This is a genomic window from Pseudomonas sp. FW306-02-D09B (assembly GCF_058782685.1).
The window spans coordinates 97607-111310 of sequence record NZ_JBYSXY010000003.1 but is presented as its reverse complement, the minus strand read 5'-3'; the positions used below and the strand labels follow the sequence as shown (position 1 = coordinate 111310).

Sequence of the window (13704 nt, the reverse complement as noted above, 5' to 3'; positions counted from 1 at the left end):
GTTACATGGCATTGGGGTTCACGCCAGCGATAGAAATTTACGGGGCCAACGCGACCCTGATCAATCAGCGCCTGATCAGTTGGGAACACATTGATGCCGCCGGTATCGAGTCCGATCAACTGACTCTGGTGCTCGATCTGGAAGGCCTTGAAGGGCTGCCGAGCCTGGGCGGGAAAGTTGGCTTGCTCGTGGGTTATCTGGAATCCGGGCTGGTGGATAAAGGCCAGTTTCTGGTGACACGACGCACGCCGACGCTGTTCCCGTTTCGCGTGTCTTTGGTGGCTACCGCCGCGCCGTTCAGTGCGGCAGACGAGAGCGGATTTCAGCAGCGCCGCTCGGCCAGCCATGGCCCGACTACCCTCGGCGCATTGTTTCGCGAGCTGACAGCCAGGCACGGCTTTTCGCCGAGGGTGGACCCGGCATTGGCGCTGAAAAAGGTCGAGCACATCGACCAGTCGAATGAAACCGACATGGGTTTCATCACGCGCTTGGCGAGCAAGTACGGCGCCATCGCCAAACCGGTCAATGAGCTGTATGTGCTGGCTCGACCAGGCCAGGTCAAATCGTTGTCGGGCAAAGTATTGCCGGACGTGAAACTGTCGGTCACCCACAACAATCGTCCCGGCGATCATGCGTTTATTACCGCCACTCTCGATGACTCCGCCCGGGGCAAAAGCCAGGGCTGCAAGATCAGTTGGTGGGACGCCGCAGCCGGTTTGCTGCGGGTGGTTGAAACCGGGCTCGCGCCGTTCAAGACCGTGCGCCAGCGCTGCCAAAGTGCGGAAGAAGCGCAGGCGGTCGGCGAAGCCGAAGTGCGCAAAATGGGCCGTGAAAAGCTCAAGGTGAAAATCAGCTGTCCGGGTAATCCTGACTTTTCGGCTGAAGGGCTGGTAGTGCTGGACGACACGTGGCCGGGCTTTATGCGTGGGCGCTGGTCGATCGATAAAGTCACCGCCAGCGGCGATCGCACCAATAGCTATCGCTGCATGATCGAGGCGACTTGCCTTGACCCGAATGCTGACGCCATCGCCTGATCCAGGTTCCGGTCAGATCGCCTGCGGCAGCACATTCAACATCACCGCGACTGACGCACCGCCATCGCGAGCAAGCTCTGCTCCTACAAGAGCGGTGCCTTTCATAAAACGCTGGAGCGCCCTCATGAAGATCACGCCGATCCTCACGCAGTTGCGTGAGCAATGCCCAACCCTGGCCAATCGCGTGGCCGCAGGCTTAGACCTCGCCACGCTGCAAACCAACACACCGCTGCAAACCCCTTGTGCCTACGTCGTGCCGCTCGCCGATATGGCGAGCAAAAGCGTGGCGCAAAACCTGATGTTGCAACCGATCCGCGACCGTTTCGAAGTGACCCTGGTGCTCGACACCGCGGACGCTACAAAAGCGCTGGATCTGTTGCACGACCTGCGCGCCGAACTCTGGCGCGCACTGGTGGGTTTCAAGCCCGGTAGCGGTTACGACGCCATCGTCTATGACGGCGGCGAACTGGTTTCCATCAACAGCAGTCGTGCGCTGTATCGCCTGCGCTTTTTTACCGAGTTTCAGCTCGGCCGCAATCTGCCAGGTCAGCCGGCAGAGAGCTGGCACGAGCGTGAACTGGACGGATTGTCGTCCTTTGCCGGGGTGACCGTGCGGGTCGATGCGATCGATCCGGCGGACCCCAACCTGAAACGTCCGGGGCCTGACGGGCGCCTGGAACTGACTTTTTCTGGAGACGTAAAGCAATGAGCAAACGCATCACTGTGCTGCCGGCCGAAGGCCGTGCCGTGCCCGACCCGGAAGCGGGCGATCTGTTGCCTCTCGAAGGCCGTGAAGTGCCGGACAACGCCTGGTGGCGTCGACGTCTGGCCGATGGCGATATCACTACCAAAGCCGTGGAAGCGGCAACACCACAGGGAGCCAAATAATGGCGATCGGATTCAGCAACATTCCTGCGGACATTCGTGTTCCGCTGTTCTACGCCGAGATGGACAATTCGGCAGCCAATAGCGCGTCGTCGGCCATGCGCCGGTTGATCGTCGCTCAGGTCAACGACAACGTTGCCAGCGCCGAAGTCGGCAAACTGGTGCTGGTGTCCAGCGTGGCGCTGGCCAAAAGCATCGGCGGCCAAGGCTCGATGCTGGCCTCGATGTACGAGACCTGGCGCAAGACCGATCCGGTCGGCGAAATCTGGTGCCTGCCGGTGCACAACACCGTGGGCAGCATTGCCAAAGGCGTGGTGACCCTGACTGGCACCGCAACGGAAAGCGGTGTGCTCAACCTGTACGTTGGTGGCGTGCGTGTTCAAGCGGCCGTGGTCAATGCTGCAACCGCGGCTCAGGCAGCGACTGCACTGGCTCTGAAAATCAATGCCAGCGCCGATTTGCCGGTCACCGCCGCTGCGGTCGAAGGCGTGATTACCCTGGCCGCTAAATGGACCGGTGACAGCGCCAACGACATCAGCCTGCAGTTCAATCGCCTGGGCAAGAGCAATGGCGAAGACACACCGGCTGGCCTGACCACCGCCATCACCCCAATGGCCGGTGGCGCTGGCGTACCGGATCAAGTAGCGGCAGTCGCAGCACTGGGTGATGAGCCGTTCGAATTCATCTGCATGCCGTGGACTGACACTGCAACCCTCAATACCTGGCAAGCCGTTATGGATGACAGCGTCGGTCGTTGGTCGTGGGCCAAGCAATTGTTCGGTCACGTCTACACCGCCAAACGCGGCACCGTTGGTACTCTGGTCGCCGCCGGTCAAACCCGTAACGACCAGCACATGACCATTCAGGCGCTGGAGTTGGGTGTCCCTCAACCGTTCTGGGTTCAGGCTGCCGCACTGGCTGCGCGGACTTCGGTGTTCATCTCTGCCGACGCCAGCCGTCCGACCCAAAGCGGCAGCCTGCCGGGCGTTGAACCGGCTCCGGCCAGTGAGCGCTTCACCCTGACCGAGCGCCAGTCGTTGCTCAACTACGGCATCGCTACCGCGTACTACGAAGGCGGCTACGTGCGCATTCAGCGTGCGATCACTACCTATCAGAAGAACGCTTACGGTCAGGCGGACAACTCCTACCTGGACAGCGAAACCATGCACCAGTCGGCGTTCATCGTGCGTCGTCTGCAAAGCGTGATCACCAGCAAGTACGGTCGCCACAAACTGGCCGCCGATGGCACCCGTTTCGGTGCCGGCCAGCCGATCGTGACCCCGAGCACCATTCGCGGTGAGCTGATCGCCCAGTACGCCAAGCTCGAGCTGGAAGGCCACGTCGAGAACGCCGAGCTGTTCGCCGAGCACCTGATCGTCGAGCGCGACAGCCAGGACCCGAGCCGCGTCAACGTGCTGTTCCCGCCGGATTACATCAACGGCCTGCGCGTGTTCGCGCTGCTCAACCAATTCCGTTTGCAGTACGACAACGCGGCCTGAGTGCCGCGTTTCACTGTGTGATTTGTGCCCACCTCGCGTGGGCTTTTTATTGAAGGGAGAAACACCATGGGTCAACTGATTGCGGGCACCTGCTACGTCAAAGTGGACGGCGCTCAACTGACCATCAACGGTGGCTGCGAAGCGCCGCTGATGTCCACCAAACGCGAAACACTGGTGCCGGGTTTCTACAAGGAAACCGACATCACCCCATCGTTCAAGGTGACGGCACTGCACACCCCGGACTTCCCGCTCAAGCAGCTGATCGCCGGTACCGACATGACCGTCACCTGCGAATTCAGCAACGGCAAAGTCTTCGTGCTGGCCGGTGCCTACCTGGTCGATGCGCCGATTTCCAAGGGCGATGACGCGTCTATCGCGTTGGTCTTCGAAGGTGTGAAGGGGACCTGGCAATGACTCAAGCCGTGAAGCTGCAAGTGGCCATCGAGGCCCACGGCGAGCCGCTGACCGAACTGACCCTGCGCCGTCCGACGGTGCAGGAAGTGCGGGCGATCAAAGCGTTGCCGTACAAGATCGACAAGAGCGAAGAAGTCAGCCTGGACATGGATGTCGCGGCCAAATACATCGCAGTCTGCACCGGCATCCCGCCGTCGTCGGTCAACCAGTTGGACCTGGCTGACCTCAACGCGCTGAGCTGGGCCGTCGCGAGTTTTTTCATGAGTGCGGCATCGGCGCCATCTCCGACCTGATCGCTGTCGCCTATGACCTGGCCTGGTTCTGGAAGGTTGACCCCGAACAGATGATGGCCAGGCCACTGGACGTGCTCCGCGAATCACTGGAGCACGCGCAACGGATCAATGCGATGCAGCAGGTGCAGTGATGGCAGAGACAGAAAAGATTGAGAAAAAAGCGGTCTTGCTGACAGGCATCGATGAACTGTCACCCAAGCTCGCGGCCCTTCGGGCGAAAGTCGATGGCTTCAAAACCAACCTTGAGCAGGCCGGCATGGGCAAGCTGGACATCAGCGGGTTGTTCAAGGGCGGTAGCGTGGTCACACCCTTCGTCGAAGGTATCAAGTCGGCGGCAGCGTTCCAGGGCAAATTGGCTGAGGTCGGTGAGACGGCAAAAAGCGTCGATGTACCGAGTGTGCCCAAAAGTGCTGCGCAAAACCTGAACGTTTTCAGCGCTTCGATGGACAAGGTGTCGGTCGCGGTTGACGCCGCATTGCTGCCGGCAGTCAGCGCGGTGGTGGTCGGTCTCGAGCCGTTGCTCAATGGCGTCGGAACGTTGCTCAACGACAACCCGGAGCTGGTCCAGGGCATTGCCGCGGGCGCTATTGCGTTCTCGGCGATTCAATCGGCGGTTACGGGTGCTTCACAAGCGCTTGATCTGATGAGCACGGTGCTCAAGACCAGTCCACTGATGCTGATAGCCATGGGCATTGCGTTGGTGGCTGGGGTAATCGTTGCAAACTGGAAACCGATCTCGGCTTTTTTCGCCGGGCTCTGGCAAGAGATTGCACCGGTTGTCATGCCGATGGTCGAGTTTTTCAAGACGATGTTCGCCTTCACGCCGCTGGGGCTGATCATCAACAACTGGGGGCCGATCAGTCAGGTGTTCGCCGCGCTCTGGGACGTTATCAAAGCGGCGGCTTCGCTGCTGTTCGACGCGTTCAAGGTGATCTTCAGCTGGACACCATTAGGGATGATCATCGCCAACTGGCGTCCGGTCAGCAGCTTCTTCAGTTCGCTTTGGCAAGAGATCAAAGCCGTTGCTGTGCCGGTCATCGACTTCTTCAAGACACTGTTTTCCTGGACTCCGTTGGGGATGATCGTTAGCAACTGGCAACCGCTGGTTGGATTGTTTTCAGCGATCTGGGATTTGCTTCGGGCACTGTCCGTGCCCGTGGTGGACTTCTTCAAAGGTCTGTTCGACTGGTCGCCAATGGCGCAGGTCAGTGCGGCGTGGGAGCCACTGAGTGAATTCTTCTCGGGCTTGTGGGACTCGCTGAGCAGTGTCACGGCCCCGGTCGGGGAACTGTTCAAAACGCTGTTCGACTGGTCACCGATGCAGATGATTACCGAACACTGGACGCCGATCATCGCGTGGTTCAGTGGGCTGTGGGAAAAGCTCAAGGCGATTATCGAACCGATCAAGGACCTGTTCGGCGGCAGTGTCAGTGGCTTCATTGCGAAGATCACCGGCAAGGTCGAAGGCTTGACCGAGGCGCAACAGAAAACCAACGCCGAGGGCAAAGGTGAACTGGCGCCAGCGTTTTTCGGTGCCAGTAACGATCAAGCGTCGCTGTCGAGCGATTTGCCGAAAGGCTCCAACGCCCTGGTGCAACAAAGCGCCGCCAACAACCGTGCGCAACTGGAGGGCGGCCTGACGGTGCGCTTTGAAAATGCACCGGCCGGCATGCGCACCGATCAACCACAGACCAACCAGCCTGGCCTGGCCGTGACGTCGCAGATTGGCTATCGCTCACTGTCTCTAGGAGGTTCCAATGAGTTGGCGTGATCGTTTGTTGCCAGCGTCGTTTCGCGGCGTCGGATTCTGGGTCGATCAGGCGAAAACCCCGGTCGGCCAGAAAGGTCAATTGCATGAGTATCCCCAGCGTGACCAGCCGTTCTTCGAGGGCCTTGGCCAACAGGCGAAGATCCACGACCTGACGGCCTTTATCGTCGGGCCGGATTGCCTGGAGCAGCGTGACAAACTGCTCAAGGCGCTGGAGGAGGGCGCGGGTGAACTGGTTCATCCGTGGCTGGGACGGATGCAGGTCAAGGTCGGCGAATGCGAAATGACCCAGACCCGCCAGGACGGCGGGCTGGTGACGTTCGCCCTGAAGTTCTATCCCGACCAGCCGCTGCAGTTCCCCACCGCTCAGGTCAACACTCGCGAGCAATTGCTGGTGTCGGCCGACAGCTTGCTGGGATCGATGGTGCGACGCTTCGAAGATGCCATGAGCCTCATCAAGGCCGCGCGGATTGGCATCAAGGAACTGCGCGACAGCCTCAAAGACGTCTACGAGGTCATCGAGCACGAGTTCAAGGAGGTGATCGAGACCTATAAGGAACTCAGTTTGCTGGTCAAGGCGATCAAGGAACTGCCCCGTGAAGTGAGCGCGGAGTTCAAGGGTTTGCTCGGCGACATCAAGGAGCTCGGGGACTTCGCGCGTGAGGGTTACCGTGGCGTGCTCGCCAACGCCTCGCAGCAGGTCGAAGCAGTGAAGAAGATCGACGCCCCCAAGCTCACCACCGGCAAGGACACAGTGGCGGCGGCTCAGGCCATGGCCAATCTGGTGCAGGACGCATTGTTGGTGAAGCTCGGCTATCAGGTGGCGCGGATGCCGGTGGCGACCCCGGTGGTCAAACTGAACTCCACGCCGTCCCTCGCGCAGCAAGCGGTGCAGCCGGTGCAGCGGGTGGACGTGCCGGTGGCCGACGATGTGCTGACCTTGCGCGATGCGCTTAATGAAGCGATCTGGCAAGCCGCCCTCAAGGCGGACGCCGTACATTATCAAGCGCTCAATGCCATGCGCCAGCAACTGTTCGGGCATCTGACGGCGGTGGCATCCTCCGGTGTGCGGCTGATCACGTTGTCTCCCAATCAGAGCATGCCGGCACTGGTGCTCACCTACAAATACCTGGGGGATGCCACTCGGGTGAGTGAAGTGACGCAACGCAACGGGGTGATTCACTTTGGATTCCTGCCCCCGGGCGGCCTGCAAATCGCCCGGGAGTAGACCATGAGCGACCTTGCAAACGCCGTCAGCCTGACCGTTAACGGTCTGGATTATGGCGGCTGGAAAAGCGTGGAAATCAGTGCGGACCTGGAGCGTCAGTTCCGCACCTTCACACTCAACATCACCTGGCAATGGCCGGGGCAAACCCTGGCGGTGCCGATCAAACCCGGTTCGCGTTGCCAAGTACGGATCGGTTGCGACCTGGTGCTCACGGGGCATGTCTACAAGGCGCCGATCAGTTACGACGGCAAGCAGATCAGCCTGAGTATCGAGGGCAGTTCGCTGACCCGGGACCTGGTGGATTGTGCGGCGATCAACCGTCCGAGCCAATGGCAGGAACAAAGCGTGCTGAGCATCGTCCAGGCCCTGGCATCGCCTTATGGTGTGGGAGTGGTCAGCGAGATCGCACAAACCGCCAAGTTGAATAAACACAGCATCGTCCCAGGAGAAACGGTGTTTCAGTCCATCGACCGCTTGCTGACTCTGTACCGGGTGTTCTCCACCGACGATGCCGAAGGCCGTGTGCTGTTGGCGAAACCCGGCAGCGGCGGGCGGGCCAGTGATGTGCTGGAACTGGGCAAGAACATTCTCTCGGCCAACGCGCCGATGGATTTCAGCCAGGTGTTTTCTGAATACCGGGTAATCGGCCAGCACAAGGGCAGCGACAGCAAAAGCGGTAGCGCTGTGAGCGAGGTGTCGGGTGTGGCGACCGATGCTACAGCCCAACGCAAGCGGGTCACGGTGATCAGCGAAAGCGCGCAACTGACGCCGGAACTGGCGCAACAACGTGCCGACTGGGAAAGCGCCACCCGCACTGGCAAGGCCCTGACGACGACCTATCGCGTGCAAGGCTGGCGGCAATCCAACGGCGATTTGTGGCGGCACAACACGCAGGTCAGGGTGATCGACAAGGTGCTGGGTTTTGATCAGGACATGCTGATCTCGAAGGTCACTTACTCGCTCTCTGAGCAGGGCTCCATCACCACCCTGCAAGTGGCGCCGCCGCATACCTTCGACGCCAACCCGGTACCCCAAAAATCCTGAGCACGGCGCACTTGTGTAGGAGCAAGGCTTGCCCGCGAAGCGTCCTGTCTGACCCAGCGCATTTGCCCCTATCGCCGGCAAGCCGTGCTCCTACGAGGAACCCATAATGAGCCTACTGACACGCCTCTTGGCGCGCGGCACCGTCGTGCTCGCCAATTCGGCGACCAAGCTGCAATCGCTGCAAATGCGCCTGACTGCCGGCGAAGTGAACGACGACATGGAGCACTTCGAACCCTACGGTTTCACCAGCAACCCGCTGGCCGGCGCCGAAGGTATCGCGACCTTCCTCGGCGGCGATCGCTCTCACGCCGTGGTGCTGGTGGTCGCCGATCGCCGCTATCGCCTCAAGGCGCTGGCGCCCGGTGAAGTGGCGATCTACACCGACGAAGGGGACAAGGTCCACTTCAAGCGCGGCCGGATCATCGACATCGAAACCAGCACGCTGAACATCCGCGCCAGCAGCGCTGTGAATATCGACACGCCGACCCTGACCCAGACCGGCAAGATCGTCTCCCAAGGGGACCAGGTTGCCGGCGGTATCAGCCAGATCAAACACGTGCATCCGGGCGTCCAGCCGGGCAACGGCCAGACCGCTGCCCCCGCAGGAGGCCAGTGATGTTCATCAGTCATGACCTCAAAACCGCACTGACCCGCTCGGTGCTGATCAGCCTCTTCACCTGGCGCCGCGCCGCTGACGATGACTTCCTCGATGACGACGAACGCTTCGGCTGGTGGGGCGACAGTTTTCCCACGGTGGCCGACGACCGAATCGGCTCGCGTCTGTGGCTGCTGCGCCGGGTCAAGCTGACCCGGCAGACCCAGCTCGACGCCGAATTTTATGCCCGCGAAGCCCTGCAATGGCTGATCGACGATGGCCACTGCAGCGCCATCGAGATCCTCAGCGAACGCCTCGACGACCAGCGCTTGAACCTGCGCACGGTCCTGACCCTGGCCGACGGTGAGCGTCTGGACATCAACCCTGAACACAGTTGGCAGGTGACCTATGCCGTTTGAAACGCCTTCGCTGCCGGTGCTGATCAAGCGCACCCAAAGCGACCTGGCCAGCGATTCGCTGCGCCAGTCCGATGCGCAAGTTCTGGCCCGAACCCTCGGCGGTGCAGCCTTTGGCCTGTATGGCTATCTGGACTGGATCGCCGAGCAGATTCTGCCGGACAAGGCCGATGAACCGACCCTGGAACGCATCGCCGCGCTACGCCTCAACCAGCCGCGTAAAGCGGCGCAGTCCGCTCGCGGCAGTGTCAGCTTCAGCGCCACGGTGGGCGCGGTGCTGGATGTCGACACCCTGCTGCAATCGAGCGACGGTCGCACCTACAAAGTGACCGCCGCGCTCACCACCGGCAATGGTCTCAACAGCACCACCATCGCCGCGCTGGACGCCGGATCGCTCGGCAATGCCGATGCGGGCATGACGCTGATCCCGGTGCAACCGATCCAGGGCATCGGCGGAGTCTTCACCGTGCTGGCGCCGGGCCTGACCGGCGGCATTGCCCGCGAAAGCCTCGAATCGCTGCGCTCGCGGGTGATCCGCTCGTACCGCATCATCCCTCACGGCGGCTCGGCGCAAGACTATGAAACTTGGGCGCTGGAGTGCCCGGGAATCACCCGCGCCTGGTGTCGTGGCAGCTATCTGGGGCCAGGCACCGTCGGTTTGTTCGTCATGCGTGACGATGACCCGCGGCCGGTTCCGGACGCGACGCAACTGGCGTTGGTCCAGGCGTACATCGAGCCTCTACGCCCGGTTACCGCCGAGTTGCATGTGCTGGCGCCGGTGCAGATGCCGGTGACCTACAACCTGCGCCTGACCCCTGACACCAGCGCTGTACGCGCCGCCGTCGAAGCGCAGTTGCGTGATTTGCATAACCGCGAGGCCGGGCTCGGTGAAACCTTGCTGTTGACCCATATTGCCGAAGCCATCAGCAGCGCCACCGGCGAAAGCGATCACAAACTGGTCGCGCCAGCCGCCGACGTTACGGCCGCGAGCAATCAGCTGCTGACGTTCGGAGGTTGCGTATGGCTGCAATAAGAACCGCCGAACAATACCAGGCCCAACTGCGCAGCCTGCTGCCCAGCGGCCCGGCCTGGGACCCGGAGCGGGTGCCGGAACTGGAGCAAGTGCTGCAAGGCGTCTCTCAGGAACTGGCTCGCCTCGACGCCCGCGCCGCCGACCTGCTCAACGAAATGGACCCGGCTGGCGTCAGCGAACTGGTGCCGGATTGGGAACGGGTGATGAACCTGCCCGATCCATGCCTGGGCCTGACCCCGCTGTTCGACGACCGCCGCCTCGCAGTACGCCGGCGACTGCTCGCGGTCGGGGCCCAGACCGCTGTGTACTTCGTTGAAATCGCCCGTAGCCAGGGCTATCCGAATGCCTCCGTCACTCAATCGCGAGCACCACGCATGGGGAGCTCAAGGTTTGGATCGGCGCACTTCGGTACATGGCAGGCTCAGTTTATGTGGACGCTTAATACCGGCGGCCGCCTCCTGCTGGGTCGCCGCTTCGGTGCTAGTTACTGGGGCGAGCGTTTTGGCATGAACCCGGGCTCGGCGCTGGAGTGCCTGATACACCGAAACGCACCTGCTCATACGCAGGTGAAAATCAATTATGACTAGGGAATAGAAAAGTGGATTATCCAAAGAGTGTGCCCAGCGTAGGGCTGGTAAATGGAAAGTTTGTCGACGAGAACCCGTTGAATGGCACCCCAGGGTCACTGATACCTGCCGCCTGGGGGAACTCGGTTACAGAAGAATTGTTGGCTGTGATCAAAGGTGCGGGGGTTGTTCCTGACGAAGTCGAGCTTGGGCAATTGCTGTTGGCTGTACGCAAAATCAACCAGGCAGGATTGGTTGATTATGCGTTGGACACCGGTAAGGCAGATGCCTATGCGGCCAATTATGCTCCGGCGCTCATCAATCTGGTTGACGGCCTGGTATTGCGCTTCAAAGCGTTACACGCCAATACCGGCGCGAGTACCTTTTCGCCTAACGGACTGGCTGCCAAACCCATCGTTGGTACCGACCATAACGCGGTCCAGGAAGGAGAGATCACTGCCGCAGGTGATGTTTGGGTGCAATGGAACAGCTCGATTGCAGAGGGTGCCTGGGTGATGGTCGCCAGCACCGGAATGATCAAGCAGACCGGCAGTGATATTGGTGACATCAAAACTGTAGCGACTGCGGAGCCGCCAAAAGGCTGGCTGAAATGCAACGGTGAAATCGTTTCTCGCACGCAATATGCCGCGCTTTTTGCAGCCATTGGTACACGTTTTGGTGCTGGTAATGGAAATACGACCTTTGCCCTGCCTGATCTGCGCGGTGAATTTGTACGTGGCTGGGACGATGGTCGCGGAGTCGATGCCGCACGGGAAATGGGCAGTACGCAAGGCGGACAAAATGCCTCGCACACCCACGCGGCCTCGACTGCCGGCGCGGGTACACATAACCATAGCGCCTCGACAGGAGGCGCAGGTACCCACACCCATACCGGCATCACTAACAATTCCGGAGATCACCAGCATGGCGTTTATGCCAACGGTAACAACACCTCTTTTGGTCGTCAGGGCACCGGCAGTGGGCCGGGCGACTATAACGCGGTGACCGCAGCAGGGGGCAACCACGCCCATGGCTTGGCGATCAATGCGGTGGGTGACCACGCCCACTCCGTTGCGGTAGCTGCCGTTGGCGATCACGCTCACACCGTTACCGTGGCAGCGGTCGGCGGCAATGAATCGCGTCCTCGCAACATCGCGTTGCTGTACGTGATCAAGTACTAAGCAATAGGACATTGGTTTATGCCTCTTACAGAACAGCATCTGCTCAAAATCATGCCCAACGCCCGCCTCCAAGCGGGCGTTTTCGTTTCTGCCCTCAACACCGCCATGACCCGCCACAACATCAACACCCCCAAGCGCATCGCCGCATTCCTTGCACAAATCGGCCATGAGTCGGGGCAGTTGCGGTATGTGCGTGAGTTGGGCAGCGACCGGTACCTCAGCAAATACGATACCGGCACGCTGGCCGTCCGCTTGGGCAATACGCCTGAAGCTGACGGTGATGGTCAGCGCTATCGGGGGCGTGGGCTGATTCAGATCACCGGGCGCGACAACTATCGTCGATGCAGCCTTGGACTGTTCGGGGATGAGCGTTTGCTGACCCTGCCTGAGTTGCTCGAGCAGCCTCAATGGGCGGCCGAATCGGCGGCCTGGTTCTGGGAGCTGAACGGTTTGAATGAACTGGCCGATCGTGAACAGTTCAACAGCATCACCCGCAGGATCAACGGCGGGTTGAATGGGCTGGAAGAACGTTTGCAGCTCTGGACACGGGCGAGGGCGGTGTTATGCCAGCCTTCGGTCTGATACCACTTCCGTACCGGGTGATCGGCGTTGCTGTGCTGCTGGCCATTGTGGCTGGCAGTGCCGCGGCAGTGTCCTGGCACCTTCAGGATTGGCGCTACGGTCGGCAACTGGCGGAACAAGCCAGGTTGCACGGCGAGGCGCTGAACCAACTGACCCTGGCGGCGGCGAATCAACAGCGCACCGAACAGGACAAGCGGCTGGCCCTGGAGCAGCGTCTTCAGGCCAGCGATCAAACCTATTCAAAGGCCTTGAGCGATGCACAACGTGATCAAGGTCGCCTGCGCGACCGTCTTGCCACTGCTGATTTGCGCCTGTCAGTCCTTGTCGACCCCCGTGAAGCCGACACCGGTTGTGGTGTGTCAGCCGCCTCCGGCACCGGCGGCGTGGTTCATGGAACCCTACGAGCCCGACTTGAGCCGGCGCATGCTCAACGAATTATCGGCATCACCGACACAGGCGACCGCGGACTGATTGCCTTGCAGGCCTGTCAGGCCTATGTCAGAGCGCTTGCTCGCTAACATTTTGATCCAGCCTGCGTCTTGCAAGCGTGATTCGCTCGTGTACGGTAGTGCGCATGCCCGCCTGATCGAGGAGAGAGTCGTGAACGAAATCACCCAGCTTGCCGCGCAACTAGGCCGGCGATTGCAGGTGCTCAATGCCCACGTCAGCACGGCCGAGTCCTGCACTGGTGGCGGGATCGCCGAAGCGATCACCCGAATCGCCGGCAGCTCGGCGTGGTTCGAGGCGGGTTACGTCACCTATTCCAATCGGCAGAAGACCCAGCAACTGAATGTGCCCGCCGAGTTGTTCACCGAGGTCGGGGCGGTCAGTCGTGAAGTGGTCGAAGCCATGGTGCGTGGCGCCCAGCACAAGAGTCGCGCGCGTTTTGCCGTGGCGGTCAGCGGTATTGCAGGACCGGACGGCGGTACGTCGAACAAACCGGTGGGCACCGTGTGGTTGGCCTGGGGGATCGGAGATGCCGTGTATTCGGAGTGCCGACACTTCCCCGGTAACCGCGGTGAGGTCCGCCGACAAACGGTGAAGGCCGCGCTAGAGGGGTTGCTGCAGTATACCGCCGGAGAAATCTCAAATGAGGGGTAGGCGATCCCGAAACGCTGTGGAATAATACTGGCTACTTATACAGGTGTTGGCCGTCAGGCCTTATT

The 13704-nt window shown here is 60.9% G+C and carries 17 protein-coding genes; all 17 read left to right on the top strand.

The window, feature by feature from the left end:
- The first annotated feature begins 5 nt into the window (after positions 1-5).
- Entirely contained in the window at positions 6-1034 is a 1029-nt protein-coding gene (locus AC3WK5_RS07250; RefSeq protein ID WP_103315492.1) for a phage tail protein, read from the top strand.
- A 124-nt stretch (positions 1035-1158) separates the two neighbouring features.
- The gene (locus tag AC3WK5_RS07245; RefSeq protein ID WP_103315491.1) at positions 1159-1743 is read left to right on the top strand and encodes a phage tail terminator protein; all 585 of its coding nucleotides are present in this window, start codon (positions 1159-1161) and stop codon (positions 1741-1743) included.
- The gene (locus AC3WK5_RS07240; protein WP_054595951.1) at positions 1740-1922 is read left to right on the top strand and encodes a DUF2635 domain-containing protein; all 183 of its coding nucleotides are present in this window, start codon (positions 1740-1742) and stop codon (positions 1920-1922) included. The genes AC3WK5_RS07245 and AC3WK5_RS07240 overlap by 4 nt, the downstream gene beginning before the upstream one ends.
- Complete coding sequence (locus tag AC3WK5_RS07235) at positions 1922-3418, top strand: phage tail sheath subtilisin-like domain-containing protein (protein WP_103315490.1); 1497 nt, start codon at positions 1922-1924, stop codon at positions 3416-3418. The genes AC3WK5_RS07240 and AC3WK5_RS07235 overlap by 1 nt, the downstream gene beginning before the upstream one ends.
- A gap of 66 nt (positions 3419-3484) precedes the next feature.
- Positions 3485-3832, top strand: coding sequence for a phage tail tube protein (locus AC3WK5_RS07230; protein ID WP_054595953.1), 348 nt, complete (start codon positions 3485-3487; stop codon positions 3830-3832).
- Entirely contained in the window at positions 3829-4125 is a 297-nt protein-coding gene (locus AC3WK5_RS07225; protein ID WP_103315489.1) for a phage tail assembly protein, read from the top strand. Before AC3WK5_RS07230 ends, AC3WK5_RS07225 begins: the two co-directional genes overlap by 4 nt.
- A 130-nt stretch (positions 4126-4255) precedes the next feature.
- Positions 4256-5896: a phage tail tape measure protein gene (locus tag AC3WK5_RS07220; RefSeq protein ID WP_103315488.1), complete on the top strand. Its 1641-nt coding sequence runs from the start codon at positions 4256-4258 to the stop codon at positions 5894-5896.
- Positions 5883-7121, top strand: a complete 1239-nt coding sequence (locus tag AC3WK5_RS07215; protein WP_103315487.1) for a DNA circularization protein — start codon at positions 5883-5885, stop codon at positions 7119-7121. The genes AC3WK5_RS07220 and AC3WK5_RS07215 overlap by 14 nt, the downstream gene beginning before the upstream one ends.
- Before the next feature lie 3 nt (positions 7122-7124).
- Complete coding sequence (locus AC3WK5_RS07210; protein ID WP_103315486.1) at positions 7125-8165, top strand: phage baseplate assembly protein; 1041 nt, start codon at positions 7125-7127, stop codon at positions 8163-8165.
- 106 nt (positions 8166-8271) lie between these two features.
- Positions 8272-8781, top strand: a complete 510-nt coding sequence (locus AC3WK5_RS07205) for a phage baseplate assembly protein V (protein ID WP_103315485.1) — start codon at positions 8272-8274, stop codon at positions 8779-8781.
- Positions 8781-9179, top strand: a complete 399-nt coding sequence (locus tag AC3WK5_RS07200) for a phage GP46 family protein (RefSeq protein ID WP_054595959.1) — start codon at positions 8781-8783, stop codon at positions 9177-9179. The genes AC3WK5_RS07205 and AC3WK5_RS07200 overlap by 1 nt, the downstream gene beginning before the upstream one ends.
- The gene (locus AC3WK5_RS07195) at positions 9169-10209 is read left to right on the top strand and encodes a baseplate J/gp47 family protein (RefSeq protein WP_103315484.1); all 1041 of its coding nucleotides are present in this window, start codon (positions 9169-9171) and stop codon (positions 10207-10209) included. The genes AC3WK5_RS07200 and AC3WK5_RS07195 overlap by 11 nt, the downstream gene beginning before the upstream one ends.
- Positions 10197-10796: a YmfQ family protein gene (locus AC3WK5_RS07190; protein ID WP_103315483.1), complete on the top strand. Its 600-nt coding sequence runs from the start codon at positions 10197-10199 to the stop codon at positions 10794-10796. The genes AC3WK5_RS07195 and AC3WK5_RS07190 overlap by 13 nt, the downstream gene beginning before the upstream one ends.
- Before the next feature lie 11 nt (positions 10797-10807).
- Positions 10808-11956, top strand: coding sequence for a phage tail protein (locus AC3WK5_RS07185; protein ID WP_146016071.1), 1149 nt, complete (start codon positions 10808-10810; stop codon positions 11954-11956).
- 18 nt (positions 11957-11974) lie between these two features.
- The gene (locus tag AC3WK5_RS07180) at positions 11975-12538 is read left to right on the top strand and encodes a glycoside hydrolase family 19 protein (protein WP_103315481.1); all 564 of its coding nucleotides are present in this window, start codon (positions 11975-11977) and stop codon (positions 12536-12538) included.
- Positions 12520-13056, top strand: a complete 537-nt coding sequence (locus AC3WK5_RS07175; protein WP_103315480.1) for a lysis system spanin subunit — start codon at positions 12520-12522, stop codon at positions 13054-13056. Before AC3WK5_RS07180 ends, AC3WK5_RS07175 begins: the two co-directional genes overlap by 19 nt.
- An 82-nt stretch (positions 13057-13138) precedes the next feature.
- A complete protein-coding gene (locus tag AC3WK5_RS07170) occupies positions 13139-13639 on the top strand; it encodes a CinA family protein (protein WP_103315479.1) in 501 nt (166 codons plus the stop codon).
- Positions 13640-13704 lie beyond the last annotated feature (65 nt).

Bases quoted from the DNA above. Each gene is read 5' to 3' on its own strand.
- AC3WK5_RS07210 (WP_103315486.1), top strand. From the start codon at position 7,125: ATGAGCGACCTTGCAAACGCCGTCAGCCTGACCGTTAACGGTCTGGAT.
- AC3WK5_RS07240 (WP_054595951.1), top strand. From the start codon at position 1,740: ATGAGCAAACGCATCACTGTGCTGCCGGCCGAAGGCCGTGCCGTGCCC.
- AC3WK5_RS07175 (WP_103315480.1), top strand. From the start codon at position 12,520: ATGCCAGCCTTCGGTCTGATACCACTTCCGTACCGGGTGATCGGCGTT.
- AC3WK5_RS07250 (WP_103315492.1), top strand. From the start codon at position 6: ATGGCATTGGGGTTCACGCCAGCGATAGAAATTTACGGGGCCAACGCG.
- AC3WK5_RS07200 (WP_054595959.1), top strand. From the start codon at position 8,781: ATGTTCATCAGTCATGACCTCAAAACCGCACTGACCCGCTCGGTGCTG.
- AC3WK5_RS07205 (WP_103315485.1), top strand. From the start codon at position 8,272: ATGAGCCTACTGACACGCCTCTTGGCGCGCGGCACCGTCGTGCTCGCC.
- AC3WK5_RS07225 (WP_103315489.1), top strand. From the start codon at position 3,829: ATGACTCAAGCCGTGAAGCTGCAAGTGGCCATCGAGGCCCACGGCGAG.
- AC3WK5_RS07190 (WP_103315483.1), top strand. From the start codon at position 10,197: ATGGCTGCAATAAGAACCGCCGAACAATACCAGGCCCAACTGCGCAGC.
- AC3WK5_RS07195 (WP_103315484.1), top strand. From the start codon at position 9,169: ATGCCGTTTGAAACGCCTTCGCTGCCGGTGCTGATCAAGCGCACCCAA.
- AC3WK5_RS07245 (WP_103315491.1), top strand. From the start codon at position 1,159: ATGAAGATCACGCCGATCCTCACGCAGTTGCGTGAGCAATGCCCAACC.
- AC3WK5_RS07215 (WP_103315487.1), top strand. From the start codon at position 5,883: ATGAGTTGGCGTGATCGTTTGTTGCCAGCGTCGTTTCGCGGCGTCGGA.
- AC3WK5_RS07230 (WP_054595953.1), top strand. From the start codon at position 3,485: ATGGGTCAACTGATTGCGGGCACCTGCTACGTCAAAGTGGACGGCGCT.
- AC3WK5_RS07180 (WP_103315481.1), top strand. From the start codon at position 11,975: ATGCCTCTTACAGAACAGCATCTGCTCAAAATCATGCCCAACGCCCGC.
- AC3WK5_RS07220 (WP_103315488.1), top strand. From the start codon at position 4,256: ATGGCAGAGACAGAAAAGATTGAGAAAAAAGCGGTCTTGCTGACAGGC.
- AC3WK5_RS07235 (WP_103315490.1), top strand. From the start codon at position 1,922: ATGGCGATCGGATTCAGCAACATTCCTGCGGACATTCGTGTTCCGCTG.